The organism is Mesorhizobium sp. WSM4849, assembly GCF_055811385.1.
In genome coordinates this window covers 25,675-51,901 of the sequence record NZ_JBVVPW010000006.1, presented here as the reverse complement: position 1 = coordinate 51,901, position 26,227 = coordinate 25,675, and the positions used below count along the sequence as shown (strand labels likewise).

20 protein-coding genes and 2 pseudogenes are annotated in these 26,227 nt (G+C 60.9%); 12 read left to right on the top strand and 10 right to left on the bottom strand.

The annotated features are described in order from the left end of the window. The first annotated feature begins 80 nt into the window (after window positions 1-80). Window positions 81-3,000, top strand: a pseudogene (locus tag AC0L3L_RS08030) (nitrate reductase). Window positions 3,001-3,169: 169 nt separating this feature from the next. After that, window positions 3,170-3,655 (top strand): hypothetical protein, encoded by a 486-nt coding sequence (locus AC0L3L_RS08025; protein WP_473637182.1) that lies wholly within the window; start codon window positions 3,170-3,172, stop codon window positions 3,653-3,655. 29 nt (window positions 3,656-3,684) lie between these two features. Here the strand turns inward: AC0L3L_RS08025 and AC0L3L_RS08020 are convergent, their stop codons facing one another. After that, window positions 3,685-4,716 carry a hydroxyacid dehydrogenase gene (locus AC0L3L_RS08020; RefSeq protein ID WP_473637181.1) on the bottom strand — a complete coding sequence of 344 codons (1,032 nt, stop codon included), beginning with the start codon at window positions 4,714-4,716 and terminating at the stop codon, window positions 3,685-3,687. A 211-nt stretch (window positions 4,717-4,927) separates the two neighbouring features. On the opposite strand from AC0L3L_RS08020, the gene AC0L3L_RS08015 reads away from it, so the two are divergent. Beyond that, the gene (locus tag AC0L3L_RS08015) at window positions 4,928-6,364 is read left to right on the top strand and encodes an aldehyde dehydrogenase family protein (protein ID WP_473637310.1); all 1,437 of its coding nucleotides are present in this window, start codon (window positions 4,928-4,930) and stop codon (window positions 6,362-6,364) included. 131 nt (window positions 6,365-6,495) lie between these two features. On the opposite strand, the gene AC0L3L_RS08010 is transcribed toward AC0L3L_RS08015, so the two are convergent. The 3 genes from AC0L3L_RS08010 to AC0L3L_RS08000 form a co-directional block, all read right to left on the bottom strand. Then, complete coding sequence (locus tag AC0L3L_RS08010) at window positions 6,496-7,839, bottom strand: glucoamylase family protein (RefSeq protein WP_473637180.1); 1,344 nt, start codon at window positions 7,837-7,839, stop codon at window positions 6,496-6,498. A 38-nt stretch (window positions 7,840-7,877) separates the two neighbouring features. Continuing rightward, window positions 7,878-8,630 (bottom strand): SDR family NAD(P)-dependent oxidoreductase, encoded by a 753-nt coding sequence (locus AC0L3L_RS08005; RefSeq protein ID WP_473637179.1) that lies wholly within the window; start codon window positions 8,628-8,630, stop codon window positions 7,878-7,880. 203 nt (window positions 8,631-8,833) lie between these two features. After that, a complete protein-coding gene (locus tag AC0L3L_RS08000) occupies window positions 8,834-9,763 on the bottom strand; it encodes a TIR domain-containing protein (protein WP_473484217.1) in 930 nt (309 codons plus the stop codon). A gap of 457 nt (window positions 9,764-10,220) precedes the next feature. Here AC0L3L_RS08000 and AC0L3L_RS07995 point away from each other — a divergent pair, with 457 nt between their 5' ends. Then, window positions 10,221-11,483 (top strand): O-antigen ligase family protein, encoded by a 1,263-nt coding sequence (locus AC0L3L_RS07995; RefSeq protein WP_123147366.1) that lies wholly within the window; start codon window positions 10,221-10,223, stop codon window positions 11,481-11,483. 81 nt (window positions 11,484-11,564) lie between these two features. Here the strand turns inward: AC0L3L_RS07995 and AC0L3L_RS07990 are convergent. The 4 genes and pseudogenes from AC0L3L_RS07990 to AC0L3L_RS07975 form a co-directional block, all read right to left on the bottom strand. Continuing rightward, a pseudogene (locus AC0L3L_RS07990) lies at window positions 11,565-11,673 on the bottom strand (acyltransferase); the annotation flags it as partial. Between the two features lie 131 nt (window positions 11,674-11,804). After that, on the bottom strand, window positions 11,805-12,593 hold the full coding sequence (locus AC0L3L_RS07985; RefSeq protein ID WP_258120744.1) for a class I SAM-dependent methyltransferase: 789 nt from the start codon (window positions 12,591-12,593) through the stop codon (window positions 11,805-11,807). A gap of 179 nt (window positions 12,594-12,772) precedes the next feature. Next, window positions 12,773-13,981 (bottom strand): polysaccharide biosynthesis/export family protein, encoded by a 1,209-nt coding sequence (locus AC0L3L_RS07980; protein ID WP_473637309.1) that lies wholly within the window; start codon window positions 13,979-13,981, stop codon window positions 12,773-12,775. A gap of 171 nt (window positions 13,982-14,152) precedes the next feature. Then, complete coding sequence (locus tag AC0L3L_RS07975; RefSeq protein WP_095493866.1) at window positions 14,153-14,827, bottom strand: sugar transferase; 675 nt, start codon at window positions 14,825-14,827, stop codon at window positions 14,153-14,155. A 532-nt stretch (window positions 14,828-15,359) separates the two neighbouring features. Here AC0L3L_RS07975 and AC0L3L_RS07970 point away from each other — a divergent pair. From AC0L3L_RS07970 to AC0L3L_RS07935, 8 genes are all read left to right on the top strand, one after another. Further along, entirely contained in the window at window positions 15,360-15,698 is a 339-nt protein-coding gene (locus tag AC0L3L_RS07970) for an exopolysaccharide production repressor protein (RefSeq protein ID WP_244602612.1), read from the top strand. A 437-nt stretch (window positions 15,699-16,135) separates the two neighbouring features. Continuing rightward, window positions 16,136-17,149, top strand: a complete 1,014-nt coding sequence (locus tag AC0L3L_RS07965; protein WP_473637178.1) for a glycosyltransferase family 2 protein — start codon at window positions 16,136-16,138, stop codon at window positions 17,147-17,149. Window positions 17,150-17,434: 285 nt separating this feature from the next. Then, window positions 17,435-17,833 carry a single stranded DNA-binding domain-containing protein gene (locus AC0L3L_RS07960; RefSeq protein ID WP_473484205.1) on the top strand — a complete coding sequence of 133 codons (399 nt, stop codon included), beginning with the start codon at window positions 17,435-17,437 and terminating at the stop codon, window positions 17,831-17,833. A 178-nt stretch (window positions 17,834-18,011) separates the two neighbouring features. After that, entirely contained in the window at window positions 18,012-18,881 is an 870-nt protein-coding gene (gene exoK / locus AC0L3L_RS07955; RefSeq protein ID WP_473637308.1) for an endo-1,3-1,4-beta-glycanase ExoK, read from the top strand. 61 nt (window positions 18,882-18,942) lie between these two features. Beyond that, window positions 18,943-20,274 (top strand): UDP-glucose dehydrogenase family protein, encoded by a 1,332-nt coding sequence (locus AC0L3L_RS07950; protein ID WP_473484202.1) that lies wholly within the window; start codon window positions 18,943-18,945, stop codon window positions 20,272-20,274. Window positions 20,275-20,373: 99 nt separating this feature from the next. Then, window positions 20,374-21,834 (top strand): GMC oxidoreductase, encoded by a 1,461-nt coding sequence (locus AC0L3L_RS07945; RefSeq protein WP_473637177.1) that lies wholly within the window; start codon window positions 20,374-20,376, stop codon window positions 21,832-21,834. Beyond that, window positions 21,831-22,280: a hypothetical protein gene (locus tag AC0L3L_RS07940; RefSeq protein WP_123146383.1), complete on the top strand. Its 450-nt coding sequence runs from the start codon at window positions 21,831-21,833 to the stop codon at window positions 22,278-22,280. The genes AC0L3L_RS07945 and AC0L3L_RS07940 overlap by 4 nt, the downstream gene beginning before the upstream one ends. Before the next feature lie 79 nt (window positions 22,281-22,359). Continuing rightward, window positions 22,360-23,439, top strand: coding sequence for a glycosyltransferase (locus tag AC0L3L_RS07935; RefSeq protein ID WP_258120737.1), 1,080 nt, complete (start codon window positions 22,360-22,362; stop codon window positions 23,437-23,439). Window positions 23,440-23,539: 100 nt separating this feature from the next. Here the strand turns inward: AC0L3L_RS07935 and AC0L3L_RS07930 are convergent, their stop codons facing one another. Next, window positions 23,540-24,562, bottom strand: coding sequence for a phosphoribosyltransferase family protein (locus AC0L3L_RS07930; protein ID WP_309508735.1), 1,023 nt, complete (start codon window positions 24,560-24,562; stop codon window positions 23,540-23,542). Between the two features lie 38 nt (window positions 24,563-24,600). Beyond that, window positions 24,601-26,097 (bottom strand): lipopolysaccharide biosynthesis protein, encoded by a 1,497-nt coding sequence (locus AC0L3L_RS07925; protein ID WP_473637176.1) that lies wholly within the window; start codon window positions 26,095-26,097, stop codon window positions 24,601-24,603. Window positions 26,098-26,227: the final 130 nt, after the last annotated feature.

Genomic DNA, 26,227 nt, shown 5'->3' with positions numbered 1-26,227 from the left:
CTATATTCTGACTCCGGGGCCCCCCCCGGGGGGTGCGCCCCCCCCCCCCTTTTGGGGGGGGGGGGGGGGGGGGGGGGGGCTTGGGCGCCGGGGCCGGTTGGCTAACCCGCCGGGGGCGATCCCGACCATCCGGCGAGTTTCGGCCGGCTCTGTTCCAAGGGCTCGGCGCTGGCCGAGACGATCGACCTCGACGGACGGCTGCTCTACCCGGAGATCCACGGCCGCCGCACCGACTGGGACGAAGCGCTCGACCTCGTCGCCTCGACCTTCTCGCAAACCATTGCCGAGCACGGTCCCGATTCGGTCGCCTTCTACGTCTCCGGCCAGTTGCTGACCGAGGACTATTATGTCGCCAACAAGCTGATGAAGGGGTTTGTCGGCTCGGCCAATATCGACACCAATTCGCGCCTGTGCATGGCCTCGTCGGTCGCCGGCCACCGCCGTGCCTTCGGCTCCGACACCGTGCCGGGCAGTTACGAGGATCTGGAGCTTGCCGACCTGATCGTGCTCGTCGGCTCCAATCTCGCCTGGTGCCATCCGGTGCTCTACCAGCGCATTGCAGGTGCCCGGGAAAAGCGGCCCGAGATGAAGGTGGTGCTGATCGATCCACGCCGCACCATGACTGCAGATATCGCCGACATGCATCTGGCGATCGCGCCGGATGGCGACGTTGCTTTGTTCACAGGACTGCTCGCCTATCTCGGCCAGCATAACGCGCTGGACCGCACTTACATCACGGCGCACACGACCGGCTTCGGGCAAGCGCTTTTCGCCGCCTCCGCGCTCGACCTTGCCGGCGTTGCCGCAGCCACGGGCCTCGGCGAGGACGAGCTTCTCAGCTTCTATAGCCTGTTCGCCGCGACGGCGAAGACGGTGACCGTCTACAGCCAGGGCGTGAACCAGTCATCCTCGGGCACCGACAAGGTCAACGCCATCATCAACTGTCATCTTGCGACCGGCCGCATCGGCAAGCCCGGCGCCGGGCCGTTTTCGGTGACCGGCCAGCCCAACGCCATGGGCGGCCGCGAGGTCGGCGGCCTTGCCAACATGCTGGCCGCCCATATGGAGATCGAAAACCCCGAGCACCGCGACCGCGTGCAGCGTTTCTGGAGTGCGCCGACCGTCGCCGAAAAACCCGGCCTGAAGGCGGTCGAAATGTTCCAGGCGGTGGCCGACGGGCGCGTCAAGGCGCTGTGGATCATGGCGACCAACCCGGTCGATTCGATGCCGGATGCCGATGCCGTCGAGGCGGCGATCAAGGCCTGCCCGTTTGTCGTGGTGTCGGACGTGCTGGCCAAGACTGACACGGTCCGCCACGCCCATGTCCGCCTGCCCGCCGCCGCATGGGGTGAAAAGGACGGCACCGTCACCAATTCGGAGCGCCTCATCTCGCGCCAGCGCACCTTTTTGGCCACGCCCGGCGAGGCAAGAGCCGACTGGTGGATTATCGCCGAAGTGGCCAAGCGGATGGGTTTTGGCGAAGCGTTTTCACATGCGTCGCCGGCCGATGTCTTCGCCGAACACGCAGCGCTGTCGGCATTCGAGAATGACGGCGCGCGCGATTTTGACATCGGCGCGTACGCAGGGGCCGATGGAGAAGACTACGACGCGCTGGTGCCTTTCCAGTGGCCAGCGCCGGCCTCACCCTCCCCCTTGAGGGGAGGGTCGGCGCGCGCGTTGAGCGAAGCGAGACAAGCGAGCCGGGGTGGGGTCGGTGGTGAAGTCTCGACCTCTCCGGGCCGCCTCAACGAGGTGGAGGCCGTCGCGGACGACCCCCTCTGGCCTGCCGGCCATCTCCCCCGCAAGGGGGGAGATCGGCTATCACCACGGCCTTCGCCAATCTCCAATACTGCAAGGGGAGAGCAGGCGCCCAAGCTGCTAATCTCCCCCCTTGCGGGGGAGATGGCCGGCAGGCCAGAGGGGGGTGCTCAGGCTGAAAGTGAGAAAGACTTGGGCGTTCAGGCAAGACGTGCCTCACCCAGCACCCGCTTTTTCGCCAACGGCAGCTTCTACACACCCGATGGCAAAGCGCGCTTCATCCCGATCCGTCCAGTTCCGCAAACCCGCACGAACGAAAAATTCCCGCTGATCCTCAACACCGGGCGGGTTCGCGATCACTGGCACACGATGACGCGGACCGGCAAAAGCCAGCGCCTGTCCCAGCACATGGCCGAGCCCTTCATCGAAATCCACCCGGCGGATGCACTGCACTTCGGCATCGGCGACGCCGACATCGTGCGCGTCTCGACTGTGCACGGCGAGGTGCTGGTTCGCGCGCTGGTGACAGCGCGGCAGCGCCCGGGATCGGTCTTCGTGCCGATGCACTGGACGGACCAGTTCTCCGCGCGCGCCCGCGTCGATGCGCTGGTGGCGCCCATAACCGATGCGATTTCAGGCCAGCCGGCCTCGAAGAACGTTGCCACCCGCGTAGAGCGCTTCGCTGCTGTCGCCTTTGGCTTCGCGGTGCTTGGCGAACGGCCGGCCGCGATCGACGCCGACTATTGGAGTCTCGCCCGCTGCGCCGCTGGCTGGCGCCTCGAGTTTGCGTTGAAGGCAGGCCGGGACTGGCCGGTTTTCGCGACTTCGCTTCTCGAGGCGGACGTGCAAGGTGAGACGCTCGCCTATCATGATGTCGCCGGCGGGCACTATCGCTTCGCCCGCTTCGCCGGCAGCCGCCTGGCTGGTGCGCTCTATCTTGCGCCTAAGCCTGTCGCGGTGTCGCGCAGCTGGGCGGTGGAGCAGTTGAGTGCGGATCACGCCGATCGGCGCGGGCGGCTGGCGATCGTGGCTGGGCGGCCCGGCGGCAATCGCGTCGACCGTGGTGCCATCGTCTGCTCCTGTTTCGGGGTTGGCGCCAATCAGATCGCCGAAGCGGTGCGCGGCGGCTGCACCAGCGTCGAAGCGATCGGCGCCACCTTGCATGCCGGCACCAATTGCGGCTCCTGCCGCGCCGAGATCAGGACCATCATCGACGCGCGAAATCTTCAAGCGGCAGAGTGAATGCTCGACTGCTGTTGAATTTCCTGTGGCCGGAACGGTTCTGCCGTAAAGGCCGTCCCACAAAGCTGTCACCGCGCTGCTTTGCCGCTTACCAGCCATTTACAACCATGGTCTACCAACGTCCTTGTTCGATTCGCCAAGCACGTTGAACGGTGGGACAAGGAACAGCATGAGCAAAGCCCTCACTTCATTCGCATTGGTCGCCATTTTGACGGCTCTGCTGATGGCTCTCAGCCTGGCAGTGGCCAGGCATGGCTATCCCTATGGTGCGATCGGCGCAAAACGCCTGGACGACGTCGCCGATGCCGGGACGTTCATCCCGCTTGCTTCAGTGTATTTCTTCAGCGCGCTGCTGATGATGATCCTGCCGATTCGGGCCGCCGGCGTCGTCCTGACGAACGCAGCAGATGCGATCTTCTGGACAGTCATCGTGTTGTTCGCGGCTATCATTGGCGGCCTCGCCGCCAGATGGGCTTTCGATCGAAGCAATATCTTGCCGGCACTGCTGAATTGGCGCTTCCTGTTTGTCGCCGCCGTAGTCGGATGCCATCTCTTCATGAACGAGTTGCGCCGCAATATCCTGCTGAGAAGCCTGTTCTTTGTCGTCTTCGCCGCTGCGACTCTGGCCTGCCTGTTGTGGTCGTTCACCATCTGAGAACCCGCGCAGGCGCTGGCTTTGACGGCTTAATTCTTGTCGACAGGCTTCGAACGCATGCGCGAAACGGTTTCGCGTTCGGCCCGCTTCGAACGCATGGGCGGCAGGCCGCGATCGATGAGGTCCATGTCCTCCAGCACCATGTCGCCCATGCGCCTGAAGGCGATGTCGAGCGCGCCGGCCCGGTGGGCGGAGCGCAGGAAGCCAGTCAGCGAGCGCACGGGATGATCCTGCGCCAGCGGCTCTTCCGGAAACACGTCGCTGGCGGCGACGATGTGACCGCTGCGAACGGCGTCCATCAGCGCCGGAAAATCGACCACTCCTGCGCGGCTGAGCAGGATGAACGCGGCTCCTTTGCGCATCCTGGCAAAGGACTCAGTGCCGAGAAAACCCTGGTTTTCGCTGGTCACCGAAGCGACGACGAAGACGAAATCGCTGGCCGACAAAACCGTGTCGAGCGAAGCGGGCTCGACGCCGTTCTCGATAAGGATCGACGGCGGCAGCCACGGATCGAAAACCTTTGTCCGCGTGCGAAAGCCTGACAGCAGCCGGTTGAGCGCGCGGCCGAGATCGCCGAAGCCGATGATGCCGACGTCCGCACCGGAGAGAAGCCGTGCCGTCTGGTTGCCGTCGCCGCCCCACAGTTCCTTGCCCTGACGGAAGGCGAGGTCGGCGTCGACGATGTCGCGGGCGAGGTTGAGCGCCATGGCAAGGCCGAGTTCGGCCACCGGCTCGGCGAAGACCAGGCCTGTGGTGACGACATGGATGCCGCGCGTAAACAGCGTCTCATACGGCATGTTGTTGATGAGGTTGCTCTCGACGTTGAAGACGCAGCGCAGCGTTTGCATCTTGTCGAGCGTCTCCGGCGCGATCGGCGGCTGGCCGACAATGTAGCGCGCCTCGGCGAGCAAATGGGCCGGCAGAGCCGCGACGCCTTCGGGCGACGTCTCGACGATACGGTATCTGGCGCGGAATCTCGCCAGTGCCTCGGGCGTGAAAATCAGGTCGAGCGTGCGTGGCTCGGGCGCGCTGATCACCAGCGGCAACGCGCTGTCGGACATGGCAGTTTCCTCCTGGTGCGATCCGCGTCGCACCATACTAGAATCATGGTTTGTCGCAGGTTTCTATCGGAAAACCGTCGGACACTTTTCCGAAACCTGCTTATCACATGCCTGTCGAAGAGGAGAACTTTGCCGCCCGCGGCCTTGCGGTGTGGCGGCCGGTGGTCCAGATAGACGGCAATCGAAGGACGACAAGGAAGGCAGCGACATGATCCCGTTTCGAAAGAACCTCATCGATGGCGAGTGGGTGGGCGATGCCGGCTCCCGCAACATCAACCCGTCCAATCTCGACGACGTGGTCGGCGAATATGCGTCGGGGGGCGCCGAGCAGGCCCGGCAGGCCATCGCGGCGGCGAAAGCGGCATTTCCGTCATGGTCCCGATCGGGCCTGCTGGCACGCCATGCGGTGCTGAGGAAGGCGTCGGACGAGATCACAGCGCGGAAAGATGAAATCGGCCGGGCGTTGGCGCGCGAGGAAGGCAAGACGCTGGTCGAGGGCATCGGCGAGACCGTGCGGGCCGCCCAGATCTTCGATTTCTTCGCTGGTGAGACGCTGCGCCTGTCTGGCGAGCTGGTTCCGAGTGTGCGGCCCGGCGTCGGTGTCGAGATCACGCGGGAGGCGGTCGGCGTCGTCGGCATCATAACGCCGTGGAATTTCCCGATCGCCATCCCGGCGTGGAAAATCGCTCCTGCCCTGGCCTATGGCAACACCATTGTCTTCAAGCCGGCCGAGCTGGTTCCGGAGAGCGCCTGGACCATTGTCGACATATTGCACCGCGCCGGCCTGCCGAAGGGTGTGCTCAATCTCGTGATGGGCAAGGGTTCGGTGGTCGGCCAGGCCATGCTCGACAGCCCTGACCTCAATGCCATCACCTTCACCGGCTCGGTCGGCACCGGCAAGCGCGTCGCTGCTGCCAGCGTCGAGCACATGCGCAAGTTCCAGCTCGAAATGGGTGGCAAGAACCCGCTAGTTGTGCTCGACGATGCAGATCTTGCCGTCGCCGTCGACTGCGCGATCAACGGCGCATACTTCTCGACCGGCCAGCGCTGCACGGCATCGTCCCGCCTGGTCGTGACGGACGGCATCCATGACCGCTTCGTCGATGCGATGAAAGATCGCCTCGCCAAGCTGGTCGTCGGCGACGCGCTCGATACCAAAACCCAGATCGGACCCGTGGTCGACCAGAGCCAGCTGAAGCAGGACGAAGACTATATCGCCATCGGCCGCCAGGAGGGCGCCGATCTCGCTTTCGGCGGCGAGCGGCTCGATCGCGAAACCCGCGGCTTCTACCTGCAGCCGGCGCTGTTTACGCAGGCCACCAACGCCATGCGCATCTCACGCGAGGAGATCTTCGGCCCGGTCGCCAACGTGATCCGCGTCAAGGACTATGACGAGGCGCTGGCGGTGGCCAACGACACGCCGTTCGGGCTGACGTCGGGCATCTGCACGTCGAGCCTCAAGCACGCCACGCATTTCAAGCGCAACTCGGAGGCCGGCATGGTGATGGTCAATCTGCCGACGGCGGGCGTCGACTTCCATGTGCCATTCGGCGGACGCAAGGGATCGAGCTACGGCCCGCGCGAGCAAGGCCGCTACGCGGCGGAATTCTACACCACGGTGAAGACCGCTTATACGTTCGCCGGCTAATCAAATCGGTGACTTGCCAAGCGAGACGAACATGCGAGCCGGCCGATGACGCCCCTCCTAGCAAGCGCGAGTTGCTGGGAAGGGCGAACACCTTCGTGCCCGACACGACAGCGACAGCTGGGCGGTAGCCGTCATTCAGCACTGGTCCTTGGGAGGAGGCTCGCCGGCTGCGACAGCCAGCCGCCGCTGAATCCAGCCTTGCACAGGCCGCGACGGATATGCGGGCTCGACCGCATCAGGTCCCAGATTAGGCGCGAGCGGTGGTTTTCGATCATCAGCACGACAATGCCCTGGTCCAGTCCGTAATGCGCATCCGATATCCAGCCGCTCGGCCCGAACTTCCGCCGGTTTGCCAGCGTCGGGTTGAAGCCGCTCGGCATCCTGAAACTGTCGATCACCTCAGGGTGGCGTTCTCTGAGGTGGCGCAGCGCCGGCAGGCAGATTTCCGGCGCGAAGGGCAGCGATGCGAGATACGACCACGGCGCTATCGTTCCGTCGTCGGGCCCGAACGGTGCGCCGCGCGCCGCGTAGCCGGAAAATTTGCGAGGTCGCCGCTCGATCTGCGCGCGGAAGTTGCCGGGTCCGTCACCCGCCGAAAGGCCCCAAAGTCCTTCGCCGTAGCCGTCGTAGCCAGAGGGGTTGTGCCGCGCATAGTCCCGGTGAAGGTAGGTCGCGCGGCGGCTGTTTTCGAAATAGTCCGAGTTCTTCTCTCGCATGAACGCATCCCGGATGCCGTCGAAGTCAATCCAGGCATGCGAGAACTGGTGCATGAACAGCGGGCCGCCATAGAGCACGTCGTAGCCGTAGATGTTTTCCCACTGATATGTTGCCGTCCAGCCGGCATAGCTGTCGTCCGAGGCTGGCTTGTCCGGGGCGGCCATTGCCAGAACGTAGAGCATCGTCGCTTCGTTGTAGCCTTCCCAGCCATAACGCAGAAAGCCGCTCTTCGGCCTCCAGCCCTGCCGCAAGGTCGAATTGCTGCCTTGCGCCCATCGCCAGTCGACGCGCCGGTAGAGCACTTCCGCGAGTTCGCGGATTTCGGTTTCTTCGTCATTGTCGCCCGTGAAATAGGCGCCAGCCACGAGCACGCCGGCCATCAAAAGCGCAGTGTCCACCATCGACAATTCGCATCGCCAGGCGCGCAGGCCGGTCTGCATGTCGAGGAAATGGTAATAGAAGCCTTTGTGCCCGGTGACGTTGTCGCCATTGCCTTGCCGGCTGTTCCAGAAGAAGCGCAGTGCGGCAAGCGTCAGCTTCGCGGCTGTGTCTCGCGTCATCCAGCCGCGCTCCGCCCCGACCGGATAGCAGGACAGGGCGAAGCCGACGACCGCGATGCTTGCCGGCCAATTTGGCCGCGAGGTGTCGGCGACCAGCCCGTTCTCGGGATTCACGGTTTCCAGAAAATAGCCGAAGGCCGCGCACTGGAAGCGGTCGAGCAGATCTTCGTCGGACAGGGGGGATTCGACCCTAAGCAAGCGACGTTAACTCCAGTCTGGATCGCGCCTCAGTTGCTTCAATAGGTCGCCCGGCCGCCGGAAACGTCGAAAACGGCAGCCGTCGTGAAGGAACATTCCTCGGAAGCGATCCACGAGATCAGTGCCGCCACCTCCTCGACCTCGCCAAACCGCGCCATCGGTATCTTCGACAGCATGAAATCGATGTGCTGCTGGCTCATCTGCTGGAAGATCGCGGTGCGCACGGCCGCCGGCGTGACACAGTTCACCGTCACCTTGGTCTTGGCCAGTTCCTTGCCCAGCGACTTGGTCAGGCCGATCACCGCCGCCTTTGAGGTGCTGTAGGCAGATGCATTCGGGTTTCCCTCCTTGCCGGCGATCGAAGCGATGTTGACGATCCTGCCGTAATTGCGCTTGAGCATGTGCGGAACCAGTGCCTTGTTGCAGTAGAAGACGCCATTGATGTTGATGTCGATGACCCGGCGCCAATCCTCCACCGAATAGTCCCAGGTCGTCGTGTTCGGTCCGGTGATGGCCGCACTGGTGACCAGGATATCGACCGCGCCAAGGGTATCGAATGTCTGCTGAGCGGCCTGTTCGACCGCTAAGGGATCGGCGACGTCGACTGTCACGCTGTGCAGGTTGGCAATGACAGCCTTCGCCTGCTCGATTTGGGCGGGGTCACGATCCCAGACGCAAACGCGCCCGCCCTCCCCAGCGATTCTTTGCGCGACGGCCAGGCCGATTCCCGACGCGCCACCGGTGATCACGGCCGACCGCCCGGCAAACCGTCCCGCAAAACTCATCGTCATGTGCTCGTCCTCCCAATCGGCGGCGAATGTGAAGTCAACGACAGAGAAGTTCAAGCCGGAGTCTGGAGCCTCCGAACAGCTTCGTGGTGGGCCAGTAGCAGGCGGTGGAGAAGCCCCTCCTGGCTGTTACCTCTCCATATGATACTGGGGCTGCGGTCGCGGCGAGGCGGCAGGGCCGTCCGAGCGACTCCCATGGGCGCAGTTCAGACGTTCTTGATCGACTTCCAATGGCTCAGCCGCTCTGCGATCAACTCCACGCGCCGCTGATTGTCGCGTCCGTCCAGGATGCTTAAGTCCTCCGGATCGGCGCGCAGGTAGACCCCGGACGTGCGCGCATTCACCTCGGGGTTCGTGTCTGCGCGCGTCGTGAAATACCCGGATGCGCGATCGGCGGACTCCAGCCGGATCTCTCCCGTCCCGTACAACTGCGACGCGTTCGCATCCAAGGGCCGTTCTCCATTCCAAAAGTAGAAGATGCCGGGAGGCTCCTTTCTCTCCTTTACCGCCTCGCTCCAGTATCTGGCTGACAGACTGCCATTCTCTTGCCATGAGCGGCCGGCCAACTCCAGCGCACCATCGCGGCCTCGCGAGATACGCAAGAGGCTCACGGCGGACGGCTCCCTCGCGGAGCGCTCCGTCAGGGAAAACTGCCACCAGAAGCCCTCTATGCGGGCGACGCGACTTTCGTTCTCGATCGCATTCCGAAGCTTTTGGTTGATCGCCCTCATCTCCGCGCCGGTCGTCGCCTCGCCATACCTTACGGAGGTGAGGCCGAGGAGATCGCTTGGAAGCTTGGAGCCATTGGCATGTAGGATGAACGTCCGGCGCATTCCAAGGACTCCGCCGAAAAGCCCGGCCTCGAAAACCACATTGTCTCGTGGAGAAGCTTGAGCGGATGCCGCCGCAGACGATGCCGGCTGGCTCACACTGGTCCAATCGTCCTGAGCGAACACGAAAGCGGCGAAGTCGACTTCACGCGTAAGCTCGAGGAGGCGCCCCAGGGTGGTTGTCCCCGGATTGAAGGACGTCGTCCAAGGTTCCACATGCGCGATGTCTTCAAGACCGCGTGTCAGCGCCTGCAGCAGTTTTTTCTGCTTCCCCGAAGAGCCCAGGAAGATTCGAGGTTTGTCCATCCGTTTGCTCCAACCCAGCAGATCGGGGACGACCAGCGCCTGCCAATTGTTCGTGTGGCCATCGTCTGGTTGTCCCGGAGATAGCGTACGCGGAGGGCCTCATTCATTGCAACGGATGCAACGAATGCCGGCTGCTATTTTTCGGTCCGGTGCTGAAAGAACTGCAAAAACAGTTCCGCGCGGTGGTGATGCCGAGCCTCTCATAAATGCGGCGGCGATGGTTTTTGACGGCGCCGACAGCGATGCCCAGCCGTGCGCCGGGATGCTCGGGTTCTTGCCGCACGGCCTGTCGTGGCCTTTTACCGCCGTCCCGGGGCGCCTTATGGCTGTTTTTGCCTCATTTGGGTGACAGGCTGCGGGAGATGGGGTATATTGCACTGCACAATGGAAGCGTTCGCGCATGGTGGCGCGGCGGCGAATCGGCATTGAACTGCATGGACGAGAATTCGCTACCGAGATGAAGATTCCAAAATCTCTGTTGGTCGACCCGGAGAAGAGCACGGTCTACGGCACATTTGCTGTTGCCATCTCCGTTTGGGCGTTCTCCTACTCTTCCGTTTTCGGCCAGATCCTGATCCTGGCCTACTATGCGGTCTGGCTTCCCCTGATCTTGGTCGACTACCGGCGGCTGCTGCGACATGCCTCCAGCGCGTGGCTCCCGCTGGCGTTTGCATTCTACGTCTGCCTCTCGGTGTTCTGGTCGGATGCCCCCGGCATCACGTTGAGGACGGCAATCCAGTATTGCTCCCATATCGCCTGCGCCTACATTGCAGCACGCACCGTCAGCGTCCGAACGTTGACGATAGGCTCACTGATTGGGATTTTTGTCGTTCTGCTCTATTCGCTGAAGGTCGGGGGTTATTCCTATGATATGCTCGACGGGACGTACAATTTCGTCGGCGCATTCAGCTCCAAAAACCAGATCGGCTTTGTCGCATCGCTCGGCATCTATTTTTGCATTGTCTTCCTGGTCTTCCTCAGACGCGGCCGGACAAGCCTTTTCCTGACGGCGCCGGTCCTCGTCCTGTCGGCCTATCTGCTGGTCATGGCGCATTCCGCCACCTCGACGGCTTCGATACCGGCAGCTCTCGCTCTGGTGGCTCTGCTTACCATGGCCAAGAAGCTTTCGCTCCGCTACCGACGGGTGATTTTCCTAGTCGGCGCATTCGGGCTGGTCGTGGTCACCGTGGTTGCCTTTGCGGGACTTCTGGATTTCATCCTTGGCGCCTTCGGAAAGGATTCCACGCTCACCGGACGGACCTATCTCTGGGAGCAGGGCTGGGATGCGGCGCAGCAAGCACCGATCCTCGGCGTCGGCTACGCGGCTTATTGGGTGCAGGGTTTCGCCGAGGCCGAGCGGCTTTGGAACGAATTCTACATCACGACCCGAAGCGGCTTCCACTTCCACAACACCTATATCGAAGCCCTCGTCGAGCTTGGCTATGTCGGGGCGACGCTGATGTCGCTGATCATCGTGCGCACGCTGTGGGGCCATATATCGGCGTTGATATTCAGGACATGGCAAGCCGAGTCCGTGATTCTTGCCGGCGTGATGGTGCTTCTGTTCATCCGATCCTTCGTCGAGATCGATACCTTCAACCCCTATATCATGGGCTCTTTCCTCCTGTACTACAGCTACTTCAAGCTGGTGAGGGTGCCTGTCGCCCGTCCCCGGTGGGCCGCAGCCAACCTCGCGGAACCAGAAACCGCAAGGGGCTAAGCAAAGCGCCAAATATCGTCTTGATGTTCGTTTGCTAAGATTAGTATCAAAATAAATGTAATCCTGGGACGCCACAAATTCGCGAATTATTCGGGCAGGATTTCCCGTAGCCATGCTTCGTGGGGGCGACCACGGACCCAGATCCAATTACGCGATGATCCCCGATTTCGACGCCAGGCAGGATTATTGTATTGAACTTCGGACGAAGACGCCGCCTAACAACGCTCAGGCCAACAATCATCACGCAGGCAGCTTCTGAAGCGGTGGCGAGAGGCACTTGCTCCTTCCACCCTCGCCCCAGTTGGGCTTGCCACCTATTGATCAGGCCCTAAGGGTTAGGAGCGCATACCATGCGAACCGCTTCACGAAGGGAAGCGTCAGAACCACCGAATCGACAGCTTTGCCAACGGTGTAGACGGTTTCCGAGATGCTTCGCGGCATTAGCGCGCTTCCTACGGAGCACAGGCCGAAATAGTCCACCTGGACATTGCTGAAATAGCGGCGGGCCAACGCGAAGTCCGAAATTAACAAAGGATGTTCATCGGCGGTGCGGATAAGGGGTGTCCGCCTTCTGAAGGCATTCAGGAGAGGATTGTGTCCCATCGGCTCGTAGAAGGACGCCACGCCGTTCGGCTTCAAGACACGGACCACATCGGAAAAGCACCGGTCCAGGTCCAGGTGATGGATGATCCCGCGTCCATACACCAGGTCGAACTTGTTGTCCTCGAAGGACATGGCTTCCGCATTCATCGCCAGGAATGTAGCGTTCGTGCTTCCAAGCGTGCTCGCCCGTTCGTTCGCCTTGTTTACTGCTACATCCGAAATATCGATCCCCGTCAGAGATCGGCAAAGATCGGGCAGGTGCAGGGAATGCAGGGACCACCCGCCATCGGAGCAACCGTACTCGAGCACGTCTGCGTTCTTCGACAGGCGTTTTATTTGCTCGTCTTGACGTTCAGCGCCGTGACGAATTGTTCGATACCACTTGTCCAGGCTTCCTCTTGGATCCTCCTCTTGACTGAATCTGAGATTGTGAAATTCTCTTTCTCGACTGACGATTTCGTCCCTTTCACTGTGCACGACAAAGTCCTCCTCGGATTTAAGTTGCAACTAAAGCACAACATCTCCTTGCGCTGCAATTACTCACGTCCCGAGGTTGGCGGTAGGCCGGTTTGTCGGGGCGGCGAGCACAGTGTTGGCGAGTTCAAGGTCGGACTCGTCCGAGTCCAACTCTTCGCCGATCCAGTCGATCTGTTCGGCGTGATCTGATCAGCCGATCGCTCGAAGGCCTATTGGCTAGCCATCGGCACCAGCTTCACCTTGATCACGTCCCCGGGCAGTACGGGCGTGTCTTCGCTGGCGGTGATTGCGCTAGTCTTGCCGTCGACCATCCGAACCAGGCTAAACGTCATTGCCGGCTCTTCGCCGTCGCGATAGCGTTGCAGTGCCGGGTTCCCCGACATGGCTTCGGCCATCAGGCCTGTTTGCATGTTCATCTTGAGCATCGTTGCACTGAGATCGGCTTCTACCTGTTGCCGGTCGGCGGCCAGGTCCGCATTCTGGGTGTTTTCCAGGTCGATGGCATCTTGGGTGGCTTTGCTGATCGCCTGCTTGGCGGTGAGGATGGCCGTGTCGTAATCCAGGATCTGGCCTTCCAGGTCGGCGATCGTCTGTTGCGAACCCAGAACCCGCGTGTTGACGACAAGGCCTTTCTGCGCCAGCGAACCGATGCCGCTGAGCTGTTCTTTTGCCAGGTCGACCTGCCGCTGCTGGTTGACGATCTTTTTCTGCAACGATTCGATCTCGCTCTGCAGCAGCTTCTTCAAGTCGTCGAGCGCCTGAAGGCGCAGTTTGAGCTTCTTTTGGTCGGCTGTCAGGATCGCCATCTCGTCGGCAACGATACTTGCCAGCTTCGGATCGTCGCCCAACTCCTTCGGTACGTCGAATGTCGGCTTGTCCGCGATCTCCGCTTCGATGCGGGCGCGCCTGACGATCAGTCGGACCCGTTGATCTTGGAGAACGTCAAAATCGCCCTTGGCATTGATCATGTCGCGGTCGTACCGCTGTCCTTCTGGGCTCCGCCTGACACCGCCAGCGATGCTCATCGCCCTCAGGACGGTCAGGTCCGGCACGTAAGGATACTGGCCCGGCGTCTGGACTTCCCCGGAAATGTAGAACGGCCTGTACTGCGCCATTTCGACGGAGGCTTCCGGCCGGTCCGCCAGAGCGAGTTTGCGCTGGAGCGCCTGGCCGATCGCTGCCGCGATCTCCGATGTCGTCTTGCCGGATGCCGGCATTTCGCCGACGAACGGCACTGACAATGTTCCGGAAGGACCAATTGTGTACTCTCCGTTGACGGCCGTCCAGTCGCGGAACGTGCCTTCAACAGTTTGCCATTCGGCCACGCGGATGGTCAGCTTGTCTTGCGATCCAAGGCGGTACTCGTCGGCGGCGGCGAGTTGGGGAACGGCGAGCGCCAGTGCGAGGCAAGTGATCATAAGCCGCATCCGTCGCATGCAATTGCTGACGGTGCCGGCGCAGGAGATTTCGAAGATGTCTGTTTTCAACTGAACGTTTTCCGATCCGCTTTTGCCCCGCCCGATGAAGCTTGCTGCAGAATGCTTGGCGTCAGGACAGTCGCTCCTGCACAGAGACCGGGTCTCGGCCGGTCAGTAGCAGCCCCGCGACATCCAGACGGCAGGCACGGTCTTGATGATAATGCGAATGTCCTCGAATAGCGACCAGTTCTCGACATAGTGGCGATCGAATGCGACGCGGCTGTCATAGGAAACGTCGTTGCGGCCGCTGACCTGCCAGAGCCCGGTCAGGCCGGGGCGCGATTTCAGGTAATAAACAGCCGAACTGCCGTAGATTTCGAGCTCGTCGCGCACGACGGGGCGAGGACCGACAAGGCTCATGTCGCCCTGAAGGATGTTGATGATCTGCGGCAATTCGTCGAGGCTGAGCTTCCTCAGCACGGCCCCGACGCGCGTGACGCGCGGATCGTTCTTGAGCTTGCGGGTCGCTATCCATTCGGCATTGGCATCTGGGTTGGCGGCAAGATATGCAGCCAGCACCTGTTCGCCATTCTGTACCATAGTCCGAAATTTGAGGCACGGGAATATCCGTCCTCCCCGACCGATCCGGCTGTGACCGTAGAAAATCGGCCCGCCGTCAGAAAACTTGACAAGCAGCGCGACCATCACAAACAGCGGACTGAGAGCAACCAGGCCAATCAGTGAACCGGCAATATCGAAGCTGCGTTTGAGCAGGCCGCCGATTGGTTGAAAATCGATACCGGCCTGCGAAAATTCCGCGTCGGCCGGCTTGGCTACGTCCCTCATGCGTAAACTCCATACGTTGAACGGATGGTTTGCCGCACGATATCAAAAAAATGCTGCATCGCAACACACAATTTCTTGAGCGCCTGAAATAATCACGTCATGAATTGACTAAATAATAAACCGATCCTGCACAAATGTTGAACTTTATGGCGAGTTTGTGACAAATTATGGGCAATCGTGAAAAATTTAGTGCCTTTTTGGGGTTGATTTTGGACGAATCGCTCTTTGTGTCGCATCTTCGAGTGTTTATCGTGCTTCATATTTGTAAATATAGGAAATATTTAAGGTAAAATACTGGTTAATATTGCGGCTCTTACTGAAGTGAGTCCATACCGGGTGATTGGCCGTGATGCCGATGTGTGCATCGCAACATGGCAGACTCGATCCCGCGAACTTATCCAAAATAATTTGCGGTTGGCCTTGCCCGCTATTGCACACCTTAATAGAGTTGCAGTTTGTTTCTGTCAGAGTATGGACAGCGTGGGAAGGCCGGAAGCAACCGGCCAAAAAGCGAGCGGCCTCAACAGCTCGCATGGCGAAGGGAGGCTCGGGGTGGGTCAATCATCGATTTTTGCCCGAGCAGGTTAACGGGCTGGGTATGTCGCTACCAAAGTTCATTGTCGGCATGATTTTCGCCCTGGCGATCGTGGCCGCCTGGTCTTATCTCGACGGCGCTTCGCTAGGCACAACGCTATTTCGCACTATAGCCTGCGCCATTGTCATCCAGCTGGGCTACTTTCTGTTGGTTTTCGTCATGGTTGTCAGAAATCCCCCGACGTCGGCTGATAAGATTCGCGATGCCGAACGAAAGCTGAGTTCGGCCGAAACGGCCGATGGCGAGAAGTTCAGTGCCAGGAGAAGCCTCCACTGACCTGACGACAGGTAGCGTCAATCGGATTCCTAGCGGACTGCTCGCCCGACAACATCCTGGACAACCGGCTTCCGGATTTTCCTTCAGCCTCGGATCCTCTGATTCAGCCCCTAATATTGCCTAAACCCTGTCGATCGACCTGATGATCGCCGATTCGAGTGCGCTGACGGTCCATCCAGAATGAGCAGGGACGGTGTGCGAAGCGGCCCGTCTATCCGCTGGCATTTCATCGCCCATAGATTTGCGCCGAGGCGACACCGAAAGGAAAGACTGGACGGGGCGAATGATTTTGACGATGCTTTGCTTCGCACCTGCAGCATAAGCGCCGGCTGACGCTTTTTCAAACAGCCGGCAGTCGTTGAGAACGAGAGCTGCATTGGACATTCAACGGGGAAGGGCGAGGAATCGGAGCTACCGTGCAGTCGAGAGGCGAATTGATGACAGAACCCCAGGTCTGCGTGATCATCGCTGCCCGCAACGCGGCGCGGACAATCCCGGTTGCCATCGCATCGGCATTGCGCGAGCCGGAGGTGGCGGAAGTCGTCGTCGTCGACGACGCCTCTACCGACGATACCGCGAAAGTCGCTCGGGCGGCCGACGATGGCAGCGGCAGGCTTTCCGTAATCCGGCTTGACGTCAACGGCGGTCCTTCCTTCGCCCGCAACGCCGCGATCGCCAGCTCCAAATCGCCGTTCATCAGCATTCTGGACGCCGACGATTTTTTTCTTGCGGGCAGATTTCGCGAATTGTTCGCCAGCGCCGATTGGGATTTCGCTGCCGACAATATCATGATGATCAGGGACGACGCGGCCACCGACGTCTCGAAAATCGCCGCTCCGCGGTTCTCGCCCGATCCGGAGTTCCTCGATTTCGAGCGTTTCATCGAAGGCAACATCTCCAGTCGCCGTGTGCAGAGAGGTGAGTTGGGTTTCCTCAAGCCGGTGATCAGCCGTGCTTTTCTCGACCGGCATGGGCTGCACTATGACGAAAACCTGCGACTGGGCGAAGACTATGAACTCTACGCGCGCGCGGTGGCTTGCGGTGCGCGCTTCAAGGTCATCAGGTCCTGCGGCTATGGCGCGATCGTCCGCGCGGATTCCCTGAGCGGCCGGCACAAGACGCAGGATCTCAAGCGTCTGGCCGACGCGGATCTGGCGCTGCTGGCGATCGACAGTTTGCCGGAAGGTTCTAAGGCCGTGCTCAGAAGGCACGAACGGCAGGTACGCGACAAGTACCGGTTGCGAAACTTCCTCGACATGAAGAATGAGCAGGGGCTGACATCGGCTGCGGCCTACGCCCTGGCCAGCCAATCCAACCTTATCCCCATCGTCCGCGGCGTGGCCGCCGACAAGCTGGATGCGCTGTTTCGCCGCGCTGGCTTTGGCTCAAAGCAGCCTGTGCCGCCGTTGCGCTTTCTCATGGCCGCAACCAGCCCGGCCGGCGAGACTTAAGCTTGTCCGCAGCCCGTGCCATGCCGATCCTGTCAACAGGCCCTTACCCCGCCCCATTGTGATGCGAATTTCCGATTCGCCACACTAGGTGGTTGCCTACTCGCCTTGGGGATGGCATGTATGTTGCGGTGCAGCAATTTTGGTTGGCTGTTTGAATCGGCCCGAAAATGTCCCCCTGTCAGAGGAGCTGGACGATGCGACAAGGTTTTGTTGGCCCGGATGGGCACGGGGGTGGCCTCAGGCCGACCATGAGTGCCAGGCCGACCATGACAGGAAACTGAGCGGATGGTCTCGATATTCGGCTTTAGATCAAGGGATCCGGCCCGAGACAGGCAGACCGACATCTCGCGCCTTGACCGCCTGGCAAAGCTGCTTGACCAGATCGCAGCCGAGGTCGAGGCGGAGAAAAACGGCCTTGAGAATCGCTATCGGACCAAGGCCACCAACGCGGCCTTCCTGGTCGAGGCGATGGAGAATGGGGCGGTCTCCTCCAGTAGATCCGCCGAGGTCAGCGAACTGACGAAGTCGATCCTGAATTGCGAGCGGCGCATCGCGGCGCTCGCGCGCCAGAACGAATTAATGAAGGATCTCCGTCATTCGCTGGATGCAATCTTCGACGAAAGCGTCGAGCGTAGCTCCACAACCAAGGCTGATTTCGCCAAGCCGGCTGCCGGCACGGGGTGAACTTCAAGGATCCTGGGTGGCGCCACAGGCAAGGGGTTTGGTGCCACAGCAAAAGGCTGCACAGGACAAAAAAAGCAACACAAGGAAGGTATTGGCAGACGGTCAAGATCATCTCGTTTCGTCATGGTTTGAACGTCGACTTTGGGTTGGGGGCGCACAGCACAAAGGTGAGTTTGGTATGAATGCGGATCCGAAAAGCACGTCCACCCCAGCAACCGGCGACAGGCCGTTCACGCGCACGATCAGGCAAGGGAACCTGAGGCAGCTATGTTCGGGCGGCGCGTTTCTGCTGGTCGCACTCGGCAGCCTGATTGCAGGCCCGACCCCTTCCCGTTCGCAGGACATCCCGACTGCGCCATCGTTCGTCGATGATTTCACCAGCTTCGACCGTGCGCGCTGGTACATTGCCGACGGCTGGACAAACGGCAAATTTCAGAACTGCACCTGGTCCAAAAGCCAGGTCAAGCTTTCCGACGGCAAGCTGACGCTCGGTTTCGAAAAGCGGAAGCTGAAGGATCGCGACTTTGCCTGTGGCGAGATCCAGACCAAGAAGCGCTTCGGCTATGGCACCTATGAGGCGCGGCTGAAAACCGATGCGGGCTCCGGCATCAACGCCGCCTTCTTCACATATATCGGCCCCACCGATAAGCAGCCGTGGGATGAAATCGACTTCGAGGTGCTGACCAAGGACACGTCCAAGGTGCAGGTCAACGCCTACATAGGCGGCAAGGGCAACAATGAGAAAGTAGTGGATGTAGCTGGCGGCACCGACAAGGCTTTCAACGACTATGCCTTCGTTTGGGAGAAAGACCGGCTGCGCTGGTACGTCAATGGCCAACTGGTGAACACGATCACCGATCCGGCAAAGCTGCCCAGCCATGCGCAAAAGATTTTCTTCAACCACTGGGGCAGCGACACGATGAAGGAATGGCTGGGGCCGTTTTCGGATCCGGGCCGCAAGCTCACCATGCAAGTTGACCGCGTCGCATTCACGGCACTGGGCCAGCCATGCCAGTTTCCGGAATCGCTGGCATGCAGCATAAAGTAAAGACTAATCTGAACCGGCCGGACCGAAAGCGCTCCGAAGTCTTGAACAGGAATGACACCAAATGAATTTGACGGTCTTTGGAATTGGTTATGTCGGTCTCGTGCAGGCGGCGGTGCTTGCCGAAGTTGGACACCAGGTGGTGTGCGTCGACATCGACGTGAAAAAGGTCGAGCGGCTCAATCAGGGCCTCATCCCGATTTTCGAGCCCGGGCTCGAAAACCTCGTCAAGGAGAACCATGCGGCCGGCCGCATCAAGTTCACCACCGATGCCGCGGCCGCCGTCAAGCATGGCCAAATCCAGATGATCGCCGTCGGCACGCCTCCGGGCGAGGATGGTTCGGCCGACCTCAAATATGTGCTGGCCGTTGCCGAGGCCATCGGCCGGGAGATGGACGCGCCCAAGATCGTCGTGGGTAAGTCGACCGTGCCGGTCGGCACCTGCGAAAAGATAAAGGCCAAGATCGCCGCGACGCTGAAGGCGCGGGGCCGCGAGGATCTGACTTTCGACGTCGCCTCCAATCCGGAATTCCTCAAGGAGGGCTCCGCGGTGGCCGACTGCATGAAGCCCGACCGCATTATCGTCGGCACCGGCAGTGAGGATACCGAGACGGTGATGCGTGAGCTTTACGCTCCATTCAACCGCAACCACGAGAAGATGATCGTGATGGATGTGCGCAGCGCCGAGTTCACCAAATACGCGGCTAATTGCATGCTGGCGACCAAGATCAGCTTTATGAACGAAATGGCGAATCTGGCCGAGGAGCTGGGTGCCGACATCGAGGAGGTCCGCAGGGGCATCGGCAGCGATCCGCGCATCGGCTATCACTTCATCTATCCGGGCCTCGGCTATGGCGGCTCATGCTTCCCCAAGGACGTGCGCGCCCTGATCAAGACCGCGGAAGGCGTCAAGTTCGATGCCAAGCTGCTGCGCGCGGTCGAGGAACGCAACAATGAACAGAAGTCGGTCCTGTTCGACAAGGTGAACCGCTATTTCGAGGGCAATCTGAAGGGCAAGACCTTTGCGCTGTGGGGCTTGGCTTTCAAGCCCAATACCGACGACATGCGCGAGGCGCCGGCGCGTGTGTTGATGGAAGCGCTGTGGAAGGCCGGTGCCAAAGTGCAGGCTTACGATCCCGAGGCGATGCAGGAATGCCAGGCCATCTACGGACTGCGCGAGGATCTGCTCTTGTGCGGCACCAAGGAGGCAGCGCTGCGCGGCGCCGATGCTCTCATGATCGCCACCGAGTGGAAGAACTTCCAGGCGCCGTCGTTCGATGCGATGAAGGATGCGCTGATCACGCCGATCATCTTCGACGGCCGAAATCTCTACGACCCGAAGGTCATCGCTCGCTACGGCATCGAATATCACAGCATCGGCAGGATGGCGGCGTGAGACCATGCGGGAAAGGCCGGTGACAAGGCCGGCTCGGACATCAAGGACGATCACGAGGGCGCCGATGAACGCGCTCGTGTCAGCAAGGGGTCTTATCTGATGGTGTTGGGCATCAGGCCGGAACAGATCGCCAACGAACATTTTGATCTTGTCGCTGTCGGTTCCGGTTTCGGTTCGGCCTTCTTCCTGCATGCGTTCGCCAAGCAGCGAAAGGCGCGCATTCTGGTTCTGGAATGGGGCCGGCACAACACGCATGAATGGCAGCTCGAGCAGAACGTCAACACCGACATCGAGGACGAGACCACCTACAAGACCAACTCCGACAAGCCGTGGAACTACACCATCGGATTGGGTGGCGGGACGAATTGCTGGTTCGCGCAGACGCCGCGCTTTCATCCGAACGACTTCAGGCTGAAAAGCCTCTACGGGGTCGGCAACGACTGGCCGATCAGCTATGACGAGCTCGAGCCGTTCTACTGCGATGCAGAGGACGTCATGTCGATCTCAGGCGACCCCGACATGGCGGCGATGATGCCGCGTTCCAGGCCGTTTCCCCAACCACCGCATCGCATGTCGACGCCGGACCGGATGATGAAAGCGGCGCAGCCGGACCAGCATTTTGTCGTGCCGACAGCCAGGGCGCGGGTGCCGACCGCGCAGCGGTCTTCGTGCTGCGCCAATTTGCGATGCGGGTTATGCCCGGTCGACGCGAAGTTCACCGCCAACAACGGCCTGATGCACGTCTTCGAGCATCCCGACGTTTCGGTCTGCCTTGGCGCTGAAGTGCGCCGGCTCGACCATGTCGGCGGATCGGTCCGTTCGGTCGCATTCGTTCATGAGGGCAAGGAGTATTCGGTCAGCGGCGATCTTTTCATTCTGGGCGCCAATGCCATCCAGAGCCCGGCGATAATGTTGCGGTCGGGCCTATCGGGCGAATTCGTCGGGCGCGGCCTGCACGAATCCTACGGATGGAACTTCGAAGCCTATCTCGACGGTGTCGACAATTTCGACGGAAGCACCATCACCACCGGCTTGAATTTCGGCCTTTATGACGGCCCTCACAGATCAGACCATGCGGCGGCGCTGGTCTATTTCGAAAACCGCTGGCAACACGGGATGCGCCCCGAAAAGGGACGTGTCCGTCAGACGCTTCCCCTCATCATTGTCACCGAAGACCTGCTCGACCCGGAGAATCTCGTGGTCCTCGACGAGGATGAAAACGCCTTCGTCAGTTTCAATGGGGCATCCGACTACGCGGTCAAGGGCATGGCGCGGGCAAAGGAGAAATTGCCGGCGCTTCTGGCTCCGCTGCCGGTCGAAGAGATTTTCGATCGCGGCATCCGGCGGACCGAGTCGCACGTCCAGGGCACGTTGAGGATGGGCGTGAGCCCGGCGGATTCGGTTGTCGACCGCGACATGATCCACCATCGGCTCAGGAACCTTGTTGTCGTCGGCTCGAGCACATATCCAAGCTGCTCCTGTGCGAACCCGAGCCTGACCGCGGCAGCCCTCTCCTTGCGGGCGGCGAGCCGGATAGCGGGAAAGGAAATGCCCGGATGATCAAGCTTTCGCGACGCGCGGCACTGGCCATCATGGCTGGCGGAGTTGCTTCGACCGGCATCGCCTACGCCGCCGTTTCCTCGCTTTCGGATGAGGACCTGGTGCGCGTCACGCTCGAAAGATATTTCGGCAGGCTGAACATGCGCATCGAGCATATGCAGCAGTTCGTTTTGGAGTTCCAAAAGCGGAATCCCTGGATATTTCCAAACGAAAAGCTGGGCGATGCGGTCACTCTGCTTGAGGCGCTGAAATTGGGCGCCGCCCGCCGGTTGCTGCCCGAACGGAAAAAAGAGGATCTGGGGCATTTCGACCGCTGGGTCATTGCCGAGTTCCATATGCTGACCGACTACGCCCGGCGCAGTTCGCCAACCGACCCGATCCGATTCACCGGATGGCAGCCATGCACCAATCCGTTCGCCAATTTAGAGATGCAGCAGGGTGCCTGAAGGCGGGTTGCAGTCACCATCCGTAAACAAGCGATCCGTCATCGTCCGTAAACTTGAGAATGCGACAGGAGCCGAAACCATGAAAGTGCTTTTTGCAGGCGGCAACGGTTACACGCCCCAGTTCAGCGGCGGTGTCCAGTCCAGCACTCATCATCTTGCCGAGCAGCTGCTCGAGCGCGGACATGAGGCGTCGGTGCTCGCCGCGCTGTTCGGCCAGGGCGTCTTCGGCTACAAGGCGCGCGCCAAGATGAAGCTTCTGAGGCAGCGAGCGGTCATCGACAGCTATCCGGGCTATCCGGTCGTGCGGGCTTGGTTTCCCTGGGAGGCGGCGGGTTTTGCCGTCGAAAAGCTGAGGCCGGACGTCGCCGTGGTCCAGTGCCACAAGTCGGTTCCGATCGGCAAGGCGCTGCAGGCCGAAGGCGTACCGCTGGTCGTGTATCTGAGGAATGTCGAGTTTCATGAATTGGGCGGCGATCTGCGCGAGCTGCATTCGGCGCTTTACATCGCCAATTCCGAGTTCACGGCGCGCTCCTACAAGGCAAAATTCGATATCGATTCGACGGTTATACCGCCGACCATCAATCCCGCACTCTACAGCACGCCGACGACGGGTGCGTTTGTCACGCTGATCAACCCCTATGAGGAAAAAGGTTTCGAGCTTGCGGTGCGCATCGCCGCCGCCTGCTCCGAAATCCCGTTCCTGTTCGTCGAAAGCTGGAAGCTCGATGACGATCATCGGGCCCGGATCGAGCAGACGATCGCGCCGCTCGGTAACGTCACGCTGGAGAGCCGGACCAGCGATATGAAGACGGTCTATGGCCGCACGAAAATCCTGCTCGCACCCAGCAAATGGGAAGAGGCCTGGGGGCGAGTGGCGTCGGAAGCGCATTGCAGCGGCATTCCCGTCGTCGGCTCGCGTCGTGGTGGCCTGCCCGAAGCGGTCGGCTCCGGTGGCGTGGTGCTGGACTACGACGCCCCACTCGCCGACTGGGTGGCAGTGGTCAGGCGTCTGTGGACCGACAGCCAGGAATATCGGCGGCTTTCCGCGGCGGCGCGTGCATTCTCCGAGCGCCCGGAACTCGATCCGGCGAGTCAGTTCGCGACCTTCTTCTCGATGCTAGAGAGGGCGACACGACAGCCTTCGCGGCAAGCCGCCTAATGCATGTCGCCCAAAAGTGCGTAGCGGTTTTGGGACAACGACTGCATAAAACAAACCTTAAAGCGCGTCGCGTGACGCGCTTTAAGTCCCGAAACCAGGTTCAGGCCGGTCGTTTGACCCGGCTCTTGAGCGTCTCGTAGCCGCGTTCGCCAAGCAGCGTGCGCGCGACGGTCTTGATCGCCGTCTTGCGCCCGTCGGGCGAACTGATCTCCTGCAATCTGTCCGGAAGGTTGCGTGCCGTCTGTCGAAGTGCCGGAAGCGACAACGTGTCGGGATAATTTATCACATGCGTTTCCACGCACAGCACCGGTTTGCCGGAAAGCTTGGCGATTTTTAGCGCCTGCTGGTGCTCGCTTTCGATGAACAGGATGGCATCGGATTTGCGGTAGAAATCGGCCTTGAAACTGCCATGCACGCCAAGCCTTTGCCGTTCCGCCTTGCTCGGCAGGTCAAGCATGATCAGCTTGTCGTATTCGATGCCGTGCTTTGCGAGCCATGCTTCGGTAAGCGCGCGGTATCTCTCGAGCCGGCTGGTGACCAGCCAGCCGATCTTGCGGGTCGGTCCAAAGAGAGGCAGTGCTTCGCTCAGAAATTTCTCATAGGCCGGGCCGTCGTCGTTCTCCGCTTCGGTCGGATCCAGGCAGAGCACGCCGTCGATGTCGACGCAGCATTGCGCGAGGAATTTGTGGTGCATGAAATTCCACTGGAACATCCTTGGATGCGGCACGACTTCCAAGACGATGTCGGTTTCCTCGTGCTGTGGCAGCAGGCCGAACACCGCGGCAAAGGTGAAATCCGCCTTGATGCCGGCGGCCTCTACGCGGCTGCGTGCCTCGCGCATGGCGGCGCCGCCGCTGACGCTGTCGTCGATTACCAGAACCTTGCGCATGTCGGAAGCCTGCCGGTCGAGCGCGGCCCGGCGTTTGGTGACCCCCGAAGTATAGATCTTTCCGGCAAGGAAACTGTCCAGATCGGTCATAGGGATGTTCGCCGTCAGGCTGAGCAGCGTGGCGGCGAGAATGCCGCTTCGGGGAACACCGACCACCAGATCGATATCGCGCGGCAACCGGTGAAGGTTCCTGACAATGGCATCGTTCATGTCGGAGATCGATCGGTAGTGCATGGGATCAGGCCTGGTCCTCGTATGGATGTCCGTGCAAGTTACCTCGCCTCGCTTGGTGCCGCCGTGGGCGCCCGTGCCGGCAGGAGCTTCAGTGCCTCCCGAAACGCCTCGCGGCCGGAAGCAAACGCTAGGGCGACCACGATGGTGATCATGTAGGATAGCACCACCGCGCTTGCCATGGCGAGGATGTGCTGTTGCGGCAGCAGCGGCTTGGCGAACCAGATAGCGGCAAGCGCCAGATGTGCACCAAGCACGAAGGGCGTTGCCGCGCGAAGAATATGGCTTGCCCGCAGCGGCCCGGTCTTGCCGATATAGAGCCACAGGAAAGGCGTTCTGAGATACTCGCTGACTGCATAGGCGATCGCCACGCCCAGCGCGCCATAGGGCAGGCCGACGATGAAGGCCAGCACCGAGGTCAAGGCTGTTATGATGCCCCAGCGCATAAAATCGCCCGAGCGGCCCTGGCTGATGAAAAGCCATCCCGCCGGGTTGTTGAGCGGCTGCAGCAGCCCGGCAAAACCGAGCGCCAGGAAGATGCTGGAACTCTGCCGCCACTGCTCGCCGAGCACGAACGGTATCAGCACGTCGGCCATGGCGGTGGCGAAGGCGACACCTGGAAGTGCAACCAGCAAGATCAGCGGCATGACGCGAAGATAGGCGCTGCGGTAGCGGTCCGGCTCGTCCTTCAGCCTGGAAAGAGCCGGCACCATGACCTTCGACAGCGGGTTGGTGATCTGGCTCAGCGGAAACAGAAGCAGCTTGTAGGCGCGGTCATAGAGCCCAAGCTGCGCTTCGCCCCAGTATTTTCCGATCAGCACATTGTCGAGATTTCGGGCAAAGAAGTTGGCGAAGTTGAATCCGGTGATGCCGGCGCCGAAATTGATCAGCTCGCTGATGCCGCCAACCTTGCGCGGCAGGCTGGGGCGCCATCGCGAGCTTGCCCAGAAGCAAGTCGTGGGCAGCACGGCTGCTGTCAGCGTGCCAGCAAAAAGCGCCCAGTAGGAACGGTCGATGAAAGTCCAGGCGATCGACACGACGAGGCCGGCGATGGCACTTGCGACGTCGATGATGGCCAGGCGGGCGAACTGCATGCGGCGTGTCAGCAGCGCCAGATGCTGGGCGCCGAGCCCATAGGCTATGATCTGCAGCCCGAGCGCGGCCACCAGATCTGCCACCCGCGGCTCGCCGTAGAAGGCGGCGACCAGAGGCGCCGCGCCGACGAGCACGCAAGCGAGTAACACGCTGACCGCGACATTGATCCAGAAAAGGTAATTGATCTCTTCATGCTTGATTCCGCTTTTCTGGATCGTCGCCTGGGTTAGGCCAAAGTCCTGGAACAGCGCGATGAAGGCAAGCACCGGCGCACACATTGCCACCACACCGAAGTCGTGCGGCGACAGCAGGCGCGACAGCACGATGACGGAGGCGACCTGCGTCGCGACCCGCACCGATTGCGCCAAAGCCGTGACGATAGCGCCGCGTCCGACCGATCTTCGGAGAGAGCCCTCTGGCGGATCGAATGCATTGGCTTGCAAATTCAGGATCCCTGATTTTTGTGCCGGTCCCAATATCCGACCCATGGCCGATGCCACCATCAAACTACGGCATTAATTTTGCAGTGCAACAAAAAACATGGATTCCTGCCCCGCTGCACCAAAAATGTTG